This window comes from Aliidongia dinghuensis, assembly GCF_014643535.1.
Taxonomy (GTDB): domain Bacteria; phylum Pseudomonadota; class Alphaproteobacteria; order ATCC43930; family CGMCC-115725; genus Aliidongia; species Aliidongia dinghuensis.
Genome location: NZ_BMJQ01000018.1, coordinates 1 through 15,520, shown reverse-complemented (window position 1 = coordinate 15,520; position 15,520 = coordinate 1). Strand labels below are relative to the sequence as shown.

14 protein-coding genes are annotated in these 15,520 nt (G+C 67.2%); 10 read left to right on the top strand and 4 right to left on the bottom strand.

Annotation, left to right across the window (positions count from 1 at the left end; genetic code table 11):
• Positions 1-20: 20 nt before the first annotated feature.
• Positions 21-761, top strand: coding sequence for an SDR family NAD(P)-dependent oxidoreductase (locus IEY58_RS27545; protein WP_189051379.1), 741 nt, complete (start codon positions 21-23; stop codon positions 759-761).
• Positions 762-871: 110 nt separating this feature from the next.
• Here IEY58_RS27545 and IEY58_RS27540 read toward each other — a convergent pair whose 3' ends face one another.
• Positions 872-1,411, bottom strand: coding sequence for a hypothetical protein (locus tag IEY58_RS27540; RefSeq protein ID WP_189051378.1), 540 nt, complete (start codon positions 1,409-1,411; stop codon positions 872-874).
• A gap of 10 nt (positions 1,412-1,421) precedes the next feature.
• A complete protein-coding gene (hemA, locus tag IEY58_RS27535; protein WP_189051377.1) occupies positions 1,422-2,627 on the bottom strand; it encodes a 5-aminolevulinate synthase in 1,206 nt (401 codons plus the stop codon).
• 508 nt (positions 2,628-3,135) lie between these two features.
• Between hemA and IEY58_RS27530 the strand changes: the two genes are divergently transcribed.
• The 7 genes from IEY58_RS27530 to IEY58_RS27500 all read left to right on the top strand — a co-directional run bounded on the left by IEY58_RS27530 (position 3,136) and on the right by IEY58_RS27500 (position 11,014).
• Entirely contained in the window at positions 3,136-4,734 is a 1,599-nt protein-coding gene (locus IEY58_RS27530) for an ABC transporter substrate-binding protein (RefSeq protein ID WP_189051376.1), read from the top strand.
• 77 nt (positions 4,735-4,811) lie between these two features.
• Entirely contained in the window at positions 4,812-6,458 is a 1,647-nt protein-coding gene (locus tag IEY58_RS27525) for an ABC transporter substrate-binding protein (RefSeq protein WP_229743987.1), read from the top strand.
• Between the two features lie 7 nt (positions 6,459-6,465).
• A complete protein-coding gene (locus IEY58_RS27520; RefSeq protein WP_189051375.1) occupies positions 6,466-7,455 on the top strand; it encodes an ABC transporter permease in 990 nt (329 codons plus the stop codon).
• On the top strand, positions 7,445-8,374 hold the full coding sequence (locus IEY58_RS27515; protein WP_229743986.1) for an ABC transporter permease: 930 nt from the start codon (positions 7,445-7,447) through the stop codon (positions 8,372-8,374). The genes IEY58_RS27520 and IEY58_RS27515 overlap by 11 nt, the downstream gene beginning before the upstream one ends.
• Entirely contained in the window at positions 8,371-9,363 is a 993-nt protein-coding gene (locus tag IEY58_RS27510; RefSeq protein WP_189051374.1) for an ABC transporter ATP-binding protein, read from the top strand. The genes IEY58_RS27515 and IEY58_RS27510 overlap by 4 nt, the downstream gene beginning before the upstream one ends.
• Entirely contained in the window at positions 9,356-10,381 is a 1,026-nt protein-coding gene (locus tag IEY58_RS27505; RefSeq protein WP_189051373.1) for an ABC transporter ATP-binding protein, read from the top strand. The genes IEY58_RS27510 and IEY58_RS27505 overlap by 8 nt, the downstream gene beginning before the upstream one ends.
• Before the next feature lie 123 nt (positions 10,382-10,504).
• Positions 10,505-11,014, top strand: a complete 510-nt coding sequence (locus IEY58_RS27500) for an arsenate reductase ArsC (RefSeq protein ID WP_189051372.1) — start codon at positions 10,505-10,507, stop codon at positions 11,012-11,014.
• Here IEY58_RS27500 and IEY58_RS27495 read toward each other — a convergent pair.
• A complete protein-coding gene (locus IEY58_RS27495) occupies positions 10,986-12,248 on the bottom strand; it encodes a flavin monoamine oxidase family protein (RefSeq protein WP_189051371.1) in 1,263 nt (420 codons plus the stop codon). The genes IEY58_RS27500 and IEY58_RS27495 overlap by 29 nt on opposite strands.
• Before the next feature lie 4 nt (positions 12,249-12,252).
• On the bottom strand, positions 12,253-12,915 hold the full coding sequence (locus tag IEY58_RS27490; protein WP_189051370.1) for an orotate phosphoribosyltransferase: 663 nt from the start codon (positions 12,913-12,915) through the stop codon (positions 12,253-12,255).
• A gap of 160 nt (positions 12,916-13,075) precedes the next feature.
• Between IEY58_RS27490 and thyX the strand changes: the two genes are divergently transcribed.
• Positions 13,076-14,008, top strand: coding sequence for an FAD-dependent thymidylate synthase (gene thyX, locus IEY58_RS27485; RefSeq protein WP_189051369.1), 933 nt, complete (start codon positions 13,076-13,078; stop codon positions 14,006-14,008).
• Between the two features lie 260 nt (positions 14,009-14,268).
• A partial coding sequence (locus IEY58_RS34485; RefSeq protein ID WP_229743985.1) for a fibronectin type III domain-containing protein occupies positions 14,269-15,520 on the top strand: 1,252 nt, incomplete at its 3' end.

Below are 15,520 nucleotides of genomic sequence, written 5' to 3'. Positions count from 1 at the left end.
TGCCTACATTCCCCGGCACCATGCAGAGCGAAAAACCCGTCCTCCTCCTGACCGGCGCCAGCCGCGGCATCGGGCACGCAACGGTCAAGCGCTTCAGCGACGCCGGCTGGCGCGTCATCACGGTCAGTCGCGACGTCGTGCCGCCGGAATGCCGGCGGGACCCGAACTGGACCCGCCATATCACCGCCGACCTGGCCGAGCCGGAGGCGCTCGACCAGTTCCTTGCCGAGGTGCGCGACGAGCTCGGCGGCGGGTCCTTGAACGCGCTCGTCAACAATGCCGGCGTCTCGCCCAAGACGCCGTTCCAGGAACGCCTGGGCTGCCTCAACGGCGATCTCGCCGACTGGCATCGCGTGTTCCAGCTCAATTTCTTCACGCCCTTGGCCTTGGGCCGGGCGCTGGCGCCGCATCTGGCACGCGCCAAGGGGGCGATCGTCAACGTGACCTCGATTGCGGGCCATGCGGTGCATCCTTTCGCGGGCTCCGCCTACTCGACCTCGAAGGCGGCGCTCTCGGCCTTGACCCGCGAGATGGCGGTCGAATTCGCCCAGCTGGGCGTGCGCGTCAACGCCGTCGCCCCCGGCGAGATCGAAACGGCGATGCTCTCGCCCAACACCGACGTGCTGATCCCGCGCATCCCGTTGAATCGCCTCGGCCAGCCCGACGACGTGGCGTCGACGATCTTCTACCTGTGCGCCGCGGAGTCCGCCTACATCACCGGCACGGAGATCTTCGTGACCGGCGGGCAGCATCTGTTCTAGCCAAAATCCGTCATCCCCGCGCAGGCGGGGATCCAGAGCGGGCGAACGGCGCCATTCAGGAAGAGTGGAGTGGGTGCCCTGGATTCCCGCCTACGCGGGAATTGTCTGTCTCAGACGCAGCGCGTGCTGAAGCCGTCGAGCCAGGCGAGGCGGGTGTCGAGCAGCTGGATCTGCAGCGCCAGCCAGTCCTTGAACAGGTTGGCGCCGTCGCTCTGTTCCTCGAGCTCGACATAGCGCTGGCGCTCGGCGACGGTGAGCGTGCGCAGGATCGCCACCTGCTCCTGCCGGGCGGCCGGCTCGAGCAGATGCAGGAAGCGCATCTTGAGGGCGACGACGAGGCGGCTGAGCTCGGTATTGGGCGAGCGGATCGGCGCCTGCAGCAGCCGCAGCAGCATCTCATGGCCGGCCGGCGTCAACGTCAGGCGCGGGTCCTTCTGCTCCGCGTCCTCCACCAGGGTCTCGACCACGCCTTCGGCGCGCAGGAGCTCGATCGAGATGCCCATGAGATCGAGCGACGGGCCGACGATGCGGCTCGTGAACAGGCGCACATCGGCCGCGATCTCGCCGTAGGTCCGGGGCTTGGTCGCGAGCGCACCCAATGCGGCGATCCGCACGGTCTCGATCGGGACGAGCGAATTGTCGCGATACATCGGCGGTCGGTCAGGCGGCGCGTTGGATCATGAGACGCTGCCAGACGTCGGTCATGGCATGGACGAGATGATCGATGTCGGCCTCGGTGTGGAGCGGGGTCGGCGTGATGCGCAGGCGCTCGGTACCGCGCGGCACGGTCGGGTAGTTGATCGGCTGGATATAGACGGCGTGGCGAGCGAGCAGCTCGTCGGACGCGCGCTTGACGAGCCGCGCGTCGCCGACCATGACCGGCACGATATGGGTCTCGCTCGGCATGACCGGCAGGCCGGCGGCGGCGAGGCGGCGCTTTACCTCGGCGACGACCCGCTGCTGGCCCTCGCGCTCGGCCTGGCTTTCCTTCAGGTGGCGGATCGAGGTGCGCGCACCGGCGGCGGTGACCGGCGTCATCGAGGTGGTGAAGATGAAGCCGGCGGCGTACGAGCGCACGAAATCGACCATGGCGGCCGAGCCCGCGATATAGCCGCCGTGGCAGCCGAACGCCTTGCCGAGCGTGCCCTGGATCACGGTCAGGCGGTGCATGACGCCGTCGCGCTCGGCGATGCCGGCGCCGCGCGGGCCATACATGCCGACGGCATGGACCTCGTCGAGATAGGTCATCGCGCCGTGCTTGTCCGCGACGTCGCACAGCTCGGCGATGCGGCCGACGTCGGCATCCATGGAATAGACGCTCTCGAAGGCGACCAGCTTCGCGCGGTCGTGGTCATATTCCGACATCAGCCGGTCGAGGTCGGCCGGGTCGTTGTGGCGGAAGATGCGCTTCTCCGCACCGGAATAGCGGATGCCCTCGATCATCGAGGCATGGTTCAGGGCATCGGAGAAGACGACGCAGTCGGGCAGGAGCTTCGCGATGGTCGCGAGCGACGCCTCGTTCGCGACATAGCCGGTCGCGAAGATGAGTGCTGCCTCCTTGCCATGCAGGTCGGCAAGCTCGCGCTCCAAGAGGATGTGCTCGTGGCTGTTGCCGGAGATATTGCGCGTGCCGCCCGCCCCGGCGCCGACCCGGTCGAGCACCTCGTGCATCGCCGCCAGCACCTTCGGATGCTGGCCCATGCCGAGATAATCGTTCGAGCACCAGACCGTGACCTCTTTGCCGGTGCCGTGATGCCAGGCGCGCGGGAAGGCCCCGGCCTTGCGCTCCAGCTCGGCAAACTCCCGATAGCGCCCCTCTGCCTTGAGCGCAGCAATCCGGTCGGCGAAGAACAGCTCGTAATCCATCGGCAACGTCCCAGGAGATGATCCGCGATCTTATCGGCGTCACGGGATCATCAAACGACAAAATCGTACTCGGCCGCTTGATCTGGATCACGGCCAAACACGGACACTGATCATGCGCCGCCCGGCGATGCGAAGGGTCGGGACGGCTTGTCGCACCCGTCGCAACAGGCCATGCGGGGCGCGCATGCCGAGATTTAAGGATAGCGCGCTGTCCTGCAAGGCCTTTGGCCGCAACTCACCTTTCCATTCCGTCCGGGCCGGATGGCGCCCGGCGAGAGTTCTCGAAAGCGCAACGCCCCTAGGTTGGGTGTTGCGCGGCCAGTAGGCGGCTGCGACATAAAAGATCGTAGGATACTCCCCTCAAAACAATTGACTTGCGCGCGTCGCCATAGCGCAATCTTGCTGCCATACGGGTTGCCGCGCCGCCACGAAGCGCGGAGCCCGACAGGACGTGTGAATCGGCGACGGCCGGTCTCGCGGGGGCTTCGACGATCGAGGGGAAGAGAAGATGCGAAGGATATTCAGTCGCCTGGCGGCGGGGTTGATCCTCGCCGGGCTGGCGTTGCCGTTGGCTGCTCCGGCGTCGGCGGCGACGTTGCGCTGGGCGAACGACGGCGACGTCAATTCGATGGACCCCTATTCGCGGAACGAGACCTTCCTGCTCACATTTCTGCAGAACATTTACGAGCCGCTGGTCCGCCGCGACAAGGATCTCAAGATCGAGCCGTCGCTTGCGACCGAATGGACGCAGACGGCGCCCGATGTCTGGCGCTTCAAGCTGCGCCAGGGCGTCAAGTTCTCGGACGGCACGCCGTTCACTGCCGACGACGTCATCATGTCGTACCACCGGGCGCGGCAGCCCAGCTCGAACATGAACAGCTATTTCGTGACCGTGGCGGACCTGGTGAAGGTCGACGATTACACGGTCGAGTTCCACACCAAGGGGCCGGACCCGATCCTGCCGCAGGAACTGACGAACTGGGGCATCATGTCGAAGGCATGGTGCGAGAAGAACAACGCGACCATCCCGGCCGACCTCGGCAAGGTGACGGAAGAGAATTACGCGACGCGCAACGCGATGGGCACCGGCCCCTTCATGCTGAAGGAGCGCGTGCCGGACGTGCGCACGGTGCTGGTGGCGAACCCGAACTGGTGGGACAAGCCAGTCGGCAACGTGACCGAGGCGGTCTTCACGCGCATCGCCAACCCGGCGACGCGGGTGGCAGCACTGCTCTCGGGCGAGATCGACTTCGTCTATACCGTGCCGCCGCAGGACGTCGACCGCATCGCGACCACGCCCGGCACCAAGATCCTGAAGACGCCGGAGCTCCGGACGATCTTCCTGGGCTTCGACCAGTCGCGCGACGAGCTCCTCGAAAGCAGCGTCAAGGGCAAGAACCCGTTCAAGGACGCGCGGGTGCGCGAGGCGTTCTACCGTGCGATCGACGAGAAGACGATCGTGGCCAAGGTCATGCGCGGCCAGGCCCAGGAAACGGCGCTGATGGTCGGGCCGGGCATCAACGGCTTCGACACGGCGCTGAACGAGCGGGTGCCATACGATCCGGAGAAGTCGAAGAAGCTCCTGGCCGACGCGGGCTATCCCGACGGGTTCGAAACCGGCATGGACTGCCCGAACGACCGTTACGTCAATGACGAGGCGATCTGCCAGGCCGTCGTCACCATGCTGGCCAAGGTCGGCATCAAGGTGAACCTGCTGGCCCAGACGCGCCTCAAGTTCTTCGGCAAGATCGGCTCGCCCAACTACGCGTCCGATTTCTACATGCTGGGCTGGACGCCCTCGACCTACGACACGCACAACATGCTGGCGTCGCTGGTCGCGACCCGCACGCCCGCCGCCGGCCTCGGCGACAACAACGACGGCGGCATCTCGAACGCCCAGATCGACGGCGACATCAAGCAGATCCAGGTCGAGACCGATCCGAAGAAGCGCCAGGCGCTCATCTCCGACGCGCTCGGCATCATCAAGAACCAGTTCCTCTACATCCCGCTGCATCAGCAAGTCGTGGTCTGGGCCGCGCGCAGCAACGTCAACGTCGTCCAGATGGCCGACAATTACTTCCCGCTGCGCTTCGTCACGGTGAAGTAGCCGCGCTCGCGGCCGTCGACGTTCCGTTCATCGCCGCCGTCCTTCGGGGCGGCGGCACCGGGTTGGGAAGAGGCAAGATGCGACTGAAGCATGGTCAACTGAAGCATGGCCGGGGGCGTCGTTTCGTTTCCGCGATGTTCTGTGCGATCGGGGTGATCGCGTCGGCGGCCGGCGTCTCGGGCCTGACCGCCCGGCCGGCGTCGGCGGCGACGTTGCGCTGGGCGAACGACGGCGACGTCAATTCGATGGACCCCTACGCGCGCCAGGAAACCTTTCTGCTGTCGTTCATGCAGAACATCTACGAGCCGCTGGTCCGCCGCGACAAGGATCTCAAGATCGAGCCGTCGCTTGCGACCGAATGGACGCAGACGGCGCCCGACGTGTGGCGCTTCAAGCTGCGCCAGGGCGTCAAGTTCTCGGACGGCACGCCGTTCACCGCCGATGACGTGCTGTTCTCGTTCAAGCGGGTCAAGGAGCCGACCTCGCAGCTCAACAGCTACGTCGTGACCGTGGCGGACCTGGTGAAGATCGACGACTACACGATCGAATTCCACACCAAGGGGCCGGACCCGATCCTGCCCAATGAACTGACGAACTGGGGCATCATGTCGAAGGCATGGTGCGAGAAGAACAACGCAACCATCCCGGCCGACCTCGGCAAGGTGACGGAAGAAAACTACGCGACGCGCAACGCCATGGGCACCGGCCCCTTCATGCTGAAGGAGCGCGTGCCGGACGTGCGCACGGTGCTGGTCGCGAACCCGAACTGGTGGGACAAGCCGGTCGGCAATGTGACCGAGGCGGTCTTCACGCGCATCGCCAACCCCGCGACGCGGGTCGCGGCATTGCTCTCGGGCGAGATCGACTTCGTCTATACCGTGCCGCCGCAGGATGTCGACCGGATCGCGACCACACCCGGCACCAAGATCCTGAAGTCGCCGGAGCTTCGGACGATCTTCCTCGGCATGGATCAGATGCATGACCAGCTGCCGGAGAGCAACGTCAAGGGCAAGAACCCGTTCAAGGACGTGCGCGTGCGCGAGGCGTTCTATCGCACGATCGACGAGAACGCGATCGTGGCCAAGGTCATGCGCGGCCAAGCCCAGGCCACGGCCGAAATGGTGGCGCCGGGCATCAACGGCTTCGACCCGGCCTTGAACGAACGGCCGGCTTATGACCCGGCCCGCTCGAAGAAGCTCCTGGCCGAAGCGGGCTATCCCGACGGGTTCGAGACCGGCATGGACTGCCCGAACGACCGCTACGTCAATGACGAGGCGATCTGCCAGGCGGTTGCCGCCATGCTGGCCAAGGTCGGCATCAAGGTCGATCTGCTCGCCCAGACGCGCCTCAAGTTCTTCGGCAAGATCGGCGCGCCCAATTACGCATCGAGCTTCTACATGCTGGGCTGGACGCCCAACACGTACGATGCCCACAACATGCTGCTCTCGCTCGTCGGCACACGGACGCCGGGCGCCGGCATTGGCGACAACAACGACGGCGGCATCTCGAACCCGCAGATCGACGCCGACATCAAGCAGATCCAGGTCGAGACCGACCCGAAGAAGCGCCAGGCGCTCATCTCCGACGCGTTCGGCATCATCAGGAGCCAGTATCTCTATATCCCGCTGCATCAGCAGGTCGTGGTCTGGGCCGCGCGCAGCAATGTCGACACGGTGCAGCTCGCCGACAACTTCTTCCCGCTGCGTTTCGTCACCGTGAAGTAGCCGGCGCATGATCGTCTTCCTGCTGCGCCGGCTGCTGCAATCGCTCGCGGTCATGCTCGCGGTGGCGCTCATCGCCTTCTCGCTGTTCCGCTACGTCGGCGATCCGATCAACGCGATGGTGAGCCAGGACGCGACCCAGGCCGAGCGCGACGCGCTCCGGCAGAGCCTGGGGCTCAACGACTCGATCCTCGTGCAGTTCGGCCGCTTCGTCGGCCGGACGGTCCAGGGTGAGTTCGGGCTCAGCTACCAGCTGGCGCGTCCGGTCAACCAGATCATCCTGGAGAAGATGCCGGCGACGCTCGAGCTTTCCTTCGCTGCCGGCTTGATCGCGCTCGTGGCCGGCGTGGCCTTGGGCGTCTTCACCGGCCTCAAGCCGCGTGCCCTCACGTCGCGCTTCCTCTTGGCGGGCTCGCTCGTCGGCGTGTCGCTGCCGACCTTTCTGATCGGCATTCTCTTGATCCTCGTCTTCTCGGTCTGGCTGCGCTGGCTGCCGTCCTACGGGCGCGGGCCGACCGTGCAGTTCGGCTGGTGGTCGAGCGGGCTCTTCAGCCTCGACGGCTGGCGCTCGATCCTGATGCCGGCGATCACGCTGGCGCTCTATCCGATGACGCTCATCATCCGGCTGGTGCGCGCCGAGATGCTGGAGGTGCTGCGCACCGACTACATCAAGTTCGCGCGCGCCCGGGGCCTGACGCCGCGGGCCATCCATTTCGGCCATGCGCTCAAGAACACGCTGGTGCCGGTCATCACCATCACCGGCGTGCAGGTCGGCTCCATTATCGCCTTCGCGGTCATCACCGAGACCGTGTTCCAATGGCCGGGCATGGGGCTGATGTTCATCCAGGCCGTGAGCTACTCCGATATCCCGGTCATGTCGGCCTATCTGGTGCTGGTCGCATTCTTCTTCGTCGTCATCAGCCTGGTGGTCGATCTGCTCTACTATGTGGTCGACCCCCGGCTCCGGCTGCAGCGTGGCGGAGGCGGCCATGCCCGCTGAGGCACGGATGCGCTTCGCCCGGCGCCTGTGGGACGCCGACCTCACCTATAATTTCCGCAACTCGCCCGTCGCGGTCGTCTCGGCGATCGTGACGCTGGCCCTCATCCTGGGCGCAGTGTTCGCGCCGTGGGTGGCGCCGCACAACCCGTTCGACCTTTCGACCGTGAGCCTGCTCGACGCGTTCGACCCGCCCGCCTGGGCCGACGGCGGCAATCCGGACTTCCCGTTGGGCACTGACGAGCAGGGGCGCGACGTGCTGTCGGCCATCCTGTTCGGCGCGCGCATCTCGCTGGGCGTCGGCCTGTTCTCGACGCTGCTGGCCGTGCTGCTCGGCGTCTCGGCGGGCCTCGTCGCCGGCTGGCGCGGCGGTGTCGTCGACGCCGTCATCATGCGCATCGCCGACGTGCAGCTGTCGTTTCCGTCGATCCTGGTGGCGCTCCTGATCGACGGCATCGTGCGCAGCACACTGCCGCACGACGAGCAGGACCGCATCGCCATGTTCGTGCTCGTGGGCTCGATCGGGCTGTCCGGCTGGGTCCAGTTTGCGCGCCTCGTGCGCGGCTCGACCATGGTCGAGCGCAACAAGGAATATGTTCAGGCGGCGCGCGTCATCGGCGTGCACCCGATCCGCATCATGCTGTCCCATGTGCTGCCGAACGTGCTGACGCCGGTCCTGGTCGTGGCGACGATCTATTTCGCCGCCGCCATTATCACCGAGGCGACGCTCTCGTTCCTCGGCGTCGGCGTGCCGCCGACCGAACCTTCGCTCGGCACGCTCATCCGCGTCGGCAACGGCTATCTCTTCTCCGGCGAATGGTGGATCACGTTGTTTCCAGCCGTGACGCTCGCTGCCCTGGTGCTGTCGGTCAACCTTCTGGGCGATTGGGTGCGCGACGCGCTCAATCCGAAGCTCCGATGAAGCCGCTGCTCGAACTGAAGCACGTCCGGGTCGAGCTGCCGACCCGGCGCGGCGTGCTGACCGCGGTCGACGACGTCAGCTTCACGATCGGCGAGGGCGAGGTGCTGGGCGTGGTCGGCGAATCCGGCGCCGGCAAGTCGATCACCGCGGCCGCGATCATCGGGCTCCTGGAGCCGCCGCTCAGGCTCGCCGGCGGCGAGATCTGGCTCGACGGCACACGCATCGACAATCTGGCGCCGGAGCCGATGCGCCGGGTGCGCGGCAAGCAGATCGGCGCCATCTTCCAGGACCCGCTGACCAGCCTCAACCCGCTCTATACGATCGGCCGGCAGCTGGTCGAGACGATCCGCACCCACGTGGCCCTCTCGGAAAAGGCGGCGAAGACGCGGGCGATCGAGCTCCTGCAGGAGGTCGGCATCCCGGCTGCGGCCGAACGCTACGACGCCTATCCGCATCAGTTCTCCGGCGGCATGCGCCAGCGTGTTGTCATCGCGCTGGCGCTCGCCGCCAATCCGCGCCTCATCGTCGCCGACGAGCCGACGACGGCGCTCGACGTCTCGACCCAGGCGCAGATCATTTCCCTCCTGAAACGGCTGTGCCGCGACCACGGCACCGCTGTGATGCTGGTGACCCACGACATGGGCGTCATTGCCGAGACTGCCGACCGGGTCGCGGTCATGTATGCCGGCCGCGTCGCCGAGATCGGGCCGGTGCGTCAGGTGGTGAAGCATCCGCAACATCCCTACACGGTCGGGCTGATGGGCTCGATCCCGTCCATCGGCGAGGCGCATGACCGCCTGCCACAGATCGACGGCGCCATGCCGCGCCTGGGCGCCATCCCGAAGGGCTGCGCCTTCAATCCGCGCTGCCCCAAGGTGATGGACCGCTGCCGCGCCGAGCGGCCGGAACTGCTCGCGGCCGGCGAGACGGAGGCCGCCTGCTGGCTCCATGTCCGGGAAACCGTTGAGGGGGAGGCCGCCCATGGCTGAGACCGTGCTGCGCCTCAACGACGTCCGCCGCCTGTTCGACGTCTCCGCCCCCTGGCTCGCCCGCGTGCTGAGCGGTACGGGCCCCAAGACTCTAAAGGCCGTCGATGGCGTCAGTTTCGAGATCCGGCGCAGTGAGACCTTTGCGCTCGTCGGCGAGAGCGGCTGCGGCAAGTCGACGGTCGCACGCCTGGTCGTGGGACTCTACGAACCCTCCTCTGGCGGCATCGAGATCGACGGCGTCGACATTGCCTCGCTGAAGAGCCGTGCCGCCCAAGCGCCGATGCGCCGCCGGGTGCAGATGGTGTTCCAGGACCCCTACGCCAGCCTCAATCCGCGCTGGCGGGTCAAGGACATCATCGCCGAGCCGATCCGCACCCATAAGCTCGTCCAGGGCGAAGCGGCGATCCGCGCCCGGGTCGACGAGCTTCTGCGCCAGGTCAGCCTGACGCCGGCCGACGGCGACAAGTACCCGCACGCCTTCTCGGGCGGCCAGCGCCAGCGCATCTCGATCGCGCGGGCACTCGCGTCCGAGCCGGAATTCCTGGTGCTGGACGAGCCGACCTCGGCGCTCGATGTCTCGGTCCAGGCGCAGATCCTCAACCTGATGAAGGACCTGCAGCGGCGGCTGGGCCTCACATACCTGTTCATCTCGCACAATCTGGCGGTGATCTATCACGTCTCCGACAAGATCGGCGTCATGTACCTGGGCCGCCTGGTCGAGATCGGCACCAAGGCGGCGCTGTTCAGCCAGCCGCGCCATCCCTATACGCGCTTACTGCTGGATACCGTGCCGGACCTGGCCATGACCGGGCGCGAGCGGCAGCCGGTCCGCGGCGAGGTGCCGAACCCGATCGATCCGCCCTCCGGCTGCGCGTTCCACCCGCGCTGCCCGTTTGCGAACGAGCGCTGCAAGGCCGAGCGGCCCTCGCTCTTGGCGAGCGGCGGCACGCTCGTCGCCTGCCACGCGGTCGAGGAAGGCCGCCTGTCCGCGGCAAGTATAGATTCAACTGTTTGTTGACAAATTCATGTCGATTTGGGGTCAGTTCGACTTCGATCTAAACTTGATTGACTGATTTTTATCGCGCGCCCTATGGTCCCGCCCCGTGGCATGATTGAACATTGAGGCCCGGGGGGACGACCGATGACCGAGCGTATCTGGCAGGTTCTGTTCGTCTGTTCTGCGAATTCCGCGCGCAGCATCATGGCCGAGGCTTTGCTGACCCATTGGGGCCGCGAGCGCTTCCAGGTGTTCAGCGCCGGCTCGAGCCCGCGCGGCGAGGTCGATCCGATCACGATGGAGCTCTTGGGCAAGCTCGATCTTGCGACCGGCTCACTGCGCTCCAAGAGCTGGGACCTCTTCACCGGGCCCGACGCGCCGGCGCTCGATTTCGTCTTCGTGCTCTGCGACAGCATCGGTCCCGAAGCGCTGCCGCATTTCCCCGGCAATCCGATGATCGCCCATTGGAACCTGCCCGACCCCGCACAGGTCGAGGGGAACGAGGCCGAGCGCGTCCAGGCCTTCCGCGAGACGCTGCGCGTGCTCGAAGCGCGCATCAAACCGTTCGTGGCGCTGCGCCCGGAGGCGCTCGACCGTATCGTCATGCACGAGCGGCTGAGCGAGATCAGCCAGTCCGCGACGGTCGGCGGCTGAGGGCGGCCGCCGCTTCCTCCGCACTGCGCCGGCCACTCAAGTAGGCACCGTGCGCCGTCGAGAAACTGTCGGCCGAGGTCGCTTCGCCGGCGAAGAACAGCCGGTCGTCGACCGGCGCCGCCAGGATGGCGCGATCGTCCGCATGCCCGGGCTTCGCATAGGAATAGGCGCCCAGCGACCAGGGATCGCGCGTCCAGGCCGAGGCGGCGAGCGGCACCAGGCGCTTGCGGATGTCGCTGCCGAAGAGCCCTGCCAATTCATCGAGCGCGAAGGCCGCGAAGGCGTCAGGCCCGGCGGCCGCAAGCTCGCGCGCCAGGTTGCCGCCGACATAGGCCTCGACCAGCGGCCGGCCGAGCGGCTTCACGAGATAGCCGGCAGTGCGCGTGCGGTCGGGCGAGCCCAGGCGATAGGTCTCCGGCCCCACGCCGGCGATGTCGCCGGTGATGCGGAAATAGAGTTTCTCGTCGGCGCCGAGCGGCAGGCCTGCGGCCGCATTGAGCTTCGCTGCCGGCAGGTCCGGCGTGAAGCGGAGCGCGCCCAGGGCGAGGAGGTTGGTCGGCACGGTGACGATCACGGCCTGTGCCGTCACTTTGCCCGCGTCCGTCTCGACGGCGATTGCCGTCCCGCGCCAGTCAACCTGCCGGACCGGGCAGGCGAGCCGGACCGGGAGCCCGTCGCCGTGACGGACGATCAGGCGGCCATAGCCCTCGGCGACGCGCCAATTGATGCCGCTGTCGGCATAGCGCTTGAGATCGAGGCGGGAGACCTGGTCGAGCTCGGCGCCGCTGACCCAGGTGCCGATCGCGTCCAGCATGGCGTTCCAGCGATCGCCCGGCTCGAGCAGCGCGGATGCTGGTCCGTCGGGCGGGACCACCGCCGCGAGCTGGTCGTAGAAGCGCTCGCGGCTCAGGGTCCAGGACTGCTGGGCCGCGGCGTCCATCCCGGCCGCCGCGAGCCGGCCACCCCAGGCCGGCAGGCGCTCCTCGACGGCGAAGCCGGTGGTTCGTGCGATCTCGGTCCAGGGGTTGCGGTCGGCCGAATGCAACCAGCCGCAGCCGAGGTCGACCGGCAGGCCCGGATGCGGTTCGACCGTCCAGGCGCGGCCGCCGGCCCGGCCGCGCGCCTCCAGCACCAGGGTCGAGTGGCCAAGCTCCTGCACCCGGCGGGCGGCGGCAAGGCCGGCGGCGCCGGCGCCGATCACCGCGACGTCGACGTCGGGGATCGGGGACGCCATGGGCCTATTCCGGTGCCTTCCAGGCCTCCGGATCGTCGAGGAAGGACTTGATCGCCTGATATTGCGCCGGCGTGAAGCTGCCGCGCTCGTGGGCCAGCGCCAGCACGTCATGCCAGGTCGTGAGCCCATGCAGCTGGACGCCTTCGGCGTTCAGGCTTTCGACGCTCGACGGGAAAATGCCATAGTGGAACACGACGAACGTATGGCCGATCTGGCCGCCGGCGGCGCGGATCGCGTTCACGAAATTGATCTTGGAGGTGCCCTCGCTCGCCAGGTCCTCGACCAGGAGCACGCGCGCGCCCTCCTTCATCTCGCCCTCGATCTGGGCCATCCGGCCGAAGCCCTTGGGCTTCTTGCGGATGTAGAGCATGGGGAGCGACAGGCGCTCGGCAATCCAGGCGGCGAACGGGATGCCGGCCGTCTCGCCGCCGGCGATGGCGTCGAGCGATTCGTAGCCGACCCGGCGCAGGATCATCTCGGTGCCGAGGTCCATCAGCTTCGCGCGCGCCCGCGGGAACGAGATCAGCCGCCGGCAGTCGATATAGACCGGGCTTTTGCGGCCGGAGGTGAAGGTGAACGGCTCGTCCGGACGGAAATGGACGGAATTGGTTTCGAGCAGGATGCTCGCGGCGGCCAAGGCCGCCTCTTTCTCGAAGCTGTCGCTCATCGGGGTCAGGTCCTAGACGGGAATTTTCCCGTTTCTAAAGGGTGCGGCGGCGGACGGCAATGCTTCCCAACGATACCGTACATATGCGGTCTCGTCGACTGGACGCACACTAGATGTAGTGGTAATGAGGGGTTTCCCCCTGTGCCGAGGCTCATGACCCATGCCGTTGAACCAAGACCAGCAGACCGAGATCGCGGCCCTCCGCCAGGTATCGACGCCGACCAGGCGCGCGACCGTGCCGGCGCTCGAGGAGATCCTTTACGAGGCGCTGCCGGTGCTCGACCACGGCTTCGTGCGCGTCATCGACTATATGGGCGACGACGCCGCGGTGGTGCAGGCGGCGCGCGTCTCCTACGGCCGCGGCACCAAGAAGGTGAGCGAGGACAAGGGCCTCATCCAGTACCTGATGCGCCATCGCCATTCGACGCCGTTCGAGATGTGCGAGATCAAGTTCCATGTGAAGCTGCCGATCTTTGTCGCCCGGCAATGGATCCGTCATCGCACGGCGAACGTGAACGAGATCTCGGCGCGCTATTCGATCCTCGACAACGAGTTCTATATCCCGGCGCCGGCCCAGCTCGCCGCCCAGTCGTCGGCCAACCGGCAGGGCCGGGGCACGGTGCTCGAGGGCGATGAGGCGAAGCGGGTCATGGATCTGCTGCGCGACGATGCGGAACGCGCCTACGGCCATTACACCGAGCTCTTGAACGAGGACGAGGCGGGTCAGGTGGTCGATCCCGCCCGTAGCGGCCTCGCCCGCGAGCTCGCGCGCATGAACCTGTCGCTCAATTTCTATACGCAATGGTACTGGAAGACGGATCTGCACAATTTCATGCATTTCCTCAGCCTGCGCGCCGACCCGCATGCCCAGTACGAGATCCGCGTCTATGCGGACGCCATGCTGGGCGTGCTCGACCGCTGGTGCCCGGCCACGGCCGAGGCGTTCCGGCAATACCGCATGGGCGGCGCTCATCTCTCGGCCAAGGGGCTCGACGTCGTGCGCCGCCTGCTCGCCGGCGAGACCGTGACCCAGGAGGAGTCCGGCCTCGGCAAGCGGGAATGGACCGAGCTCATGGCGACGCTCGGGCGGTAGCGTCGTCACGTTTTCCTGCCGAAAAACCGGGGGTTGAACGCGGCCGTCGATGGTGTGCGGCCGCCAAACCCGCCGCTTGTCTTGCAAAACTCCGGGATTTCCGCTTGTCTTGCGGTAGAAAGATAAGAGGCGCGACACGCCGATGAGCGGCGGTGCTGCCGTTCCGCTCGACTGACGGTCGTAAATCTTCTGCACGGGGGAGGCGGATGATGGCGGTTCGGGCAGGACAAGGGCGGCCAAGACATATACAGCTCTGGGGCTTGCTGGCGCTCGTCGCGGCTCTCCTCTGCTGGGTCGCTCCGCCGGCGCTTGGCGACGAGCCGTTCTGCCATTCCAAGGTTCCGGACGCCCCGCCGGGGGGCAATCAGAAGTTCAGGCTCGCCGTGAACCAGGCGAATGTCGGCGATGGCGCGCAGGGCCAGGGCACCAGCCTCTCGAGCCACGGTGCCGTCTGGCAGCCGCGCGGCGGCGAGATCACTTTCACGATCACGGATGGAAACGGCGGGCCGATCCCGCCGATGAGTATCGTCACCTGCTTCCGCTGGCACGGCGCCAAGGACGACAATGCCTGGATGCCGAGCTCGCTGCCGCTGCGCATCGTCAGCACCGGCCAGGGCTCGATCACCTACGCCGCCCGCGTGCCCCAACTGCCGAACGCGCCGCTCGAATGGTGGAACCGGATCGCGGCCGGCGGGCATGAGGAGGACTATGTCGGCTTCGGGATGGTGCCGCTCGCCGACTTGCGCGTCGTCGCCACGTCGACGGCGGCCCCGGCGGCGGCCCCGGCGGCGGATTGGAAGTCGCTGGACGTCATCCAGCCGATCGGCGTCACCAGCGGGCTCTTCTCGTTCCTGGTAGCCGGCCTCGGCATCGGGCTCGCCTGGGCCGTGCTCTACAAATTCGGTAGCTGGCGCCAAGTGCCCGGCAACGACATCGTCCTGAAGCTCATCTCGACGAAGAGCGGCGTCGCGAGCCTGTCCCAGCTGCAGATCATCCTCTGGACCTTCGTGGTCGGCGCCAGCGGCATCTATGTCATGGCGCTGTCGGGCGACCTCATCGACATCAGCAACGGCACGCTCGTGCTGCTCGGCATCACCGGGGCCGCGACCGTGGGCTCGAAGCTGCAGAGCCATCAGGAGGACCAGGCCGGCAATCCGCCGCCCCGCGCCGCGCCCCCGCCCGCCGTGCCGGCAGTGCCGGGCGCGATCACGGCCCTCGGCCTGGCACCGGGCTCGGCGCCGACCGACAGCGAGGTGCGGCTCGTCTGGCCGCCGCCGGTCGGCGGCGGTCCGCCGGCGCGTTATTCGGTGCAATATCGTGTGAACGGCCAGGCCGGTGCCGCCTGGAGCATCGCGTCCAGCACGGTCACGGCCACCGTCCTGACGGTCGTAGGGCTCTCGCCGAATACGGTCTACGACTTCCAGGTCTTCGCGGTGAACGCCAGCGGGCCCGGCGCGCCGTCACCCATCCTGACCCCGGCGGCGACGGCCGCGCCCGCCGTGCCGCCGGCGG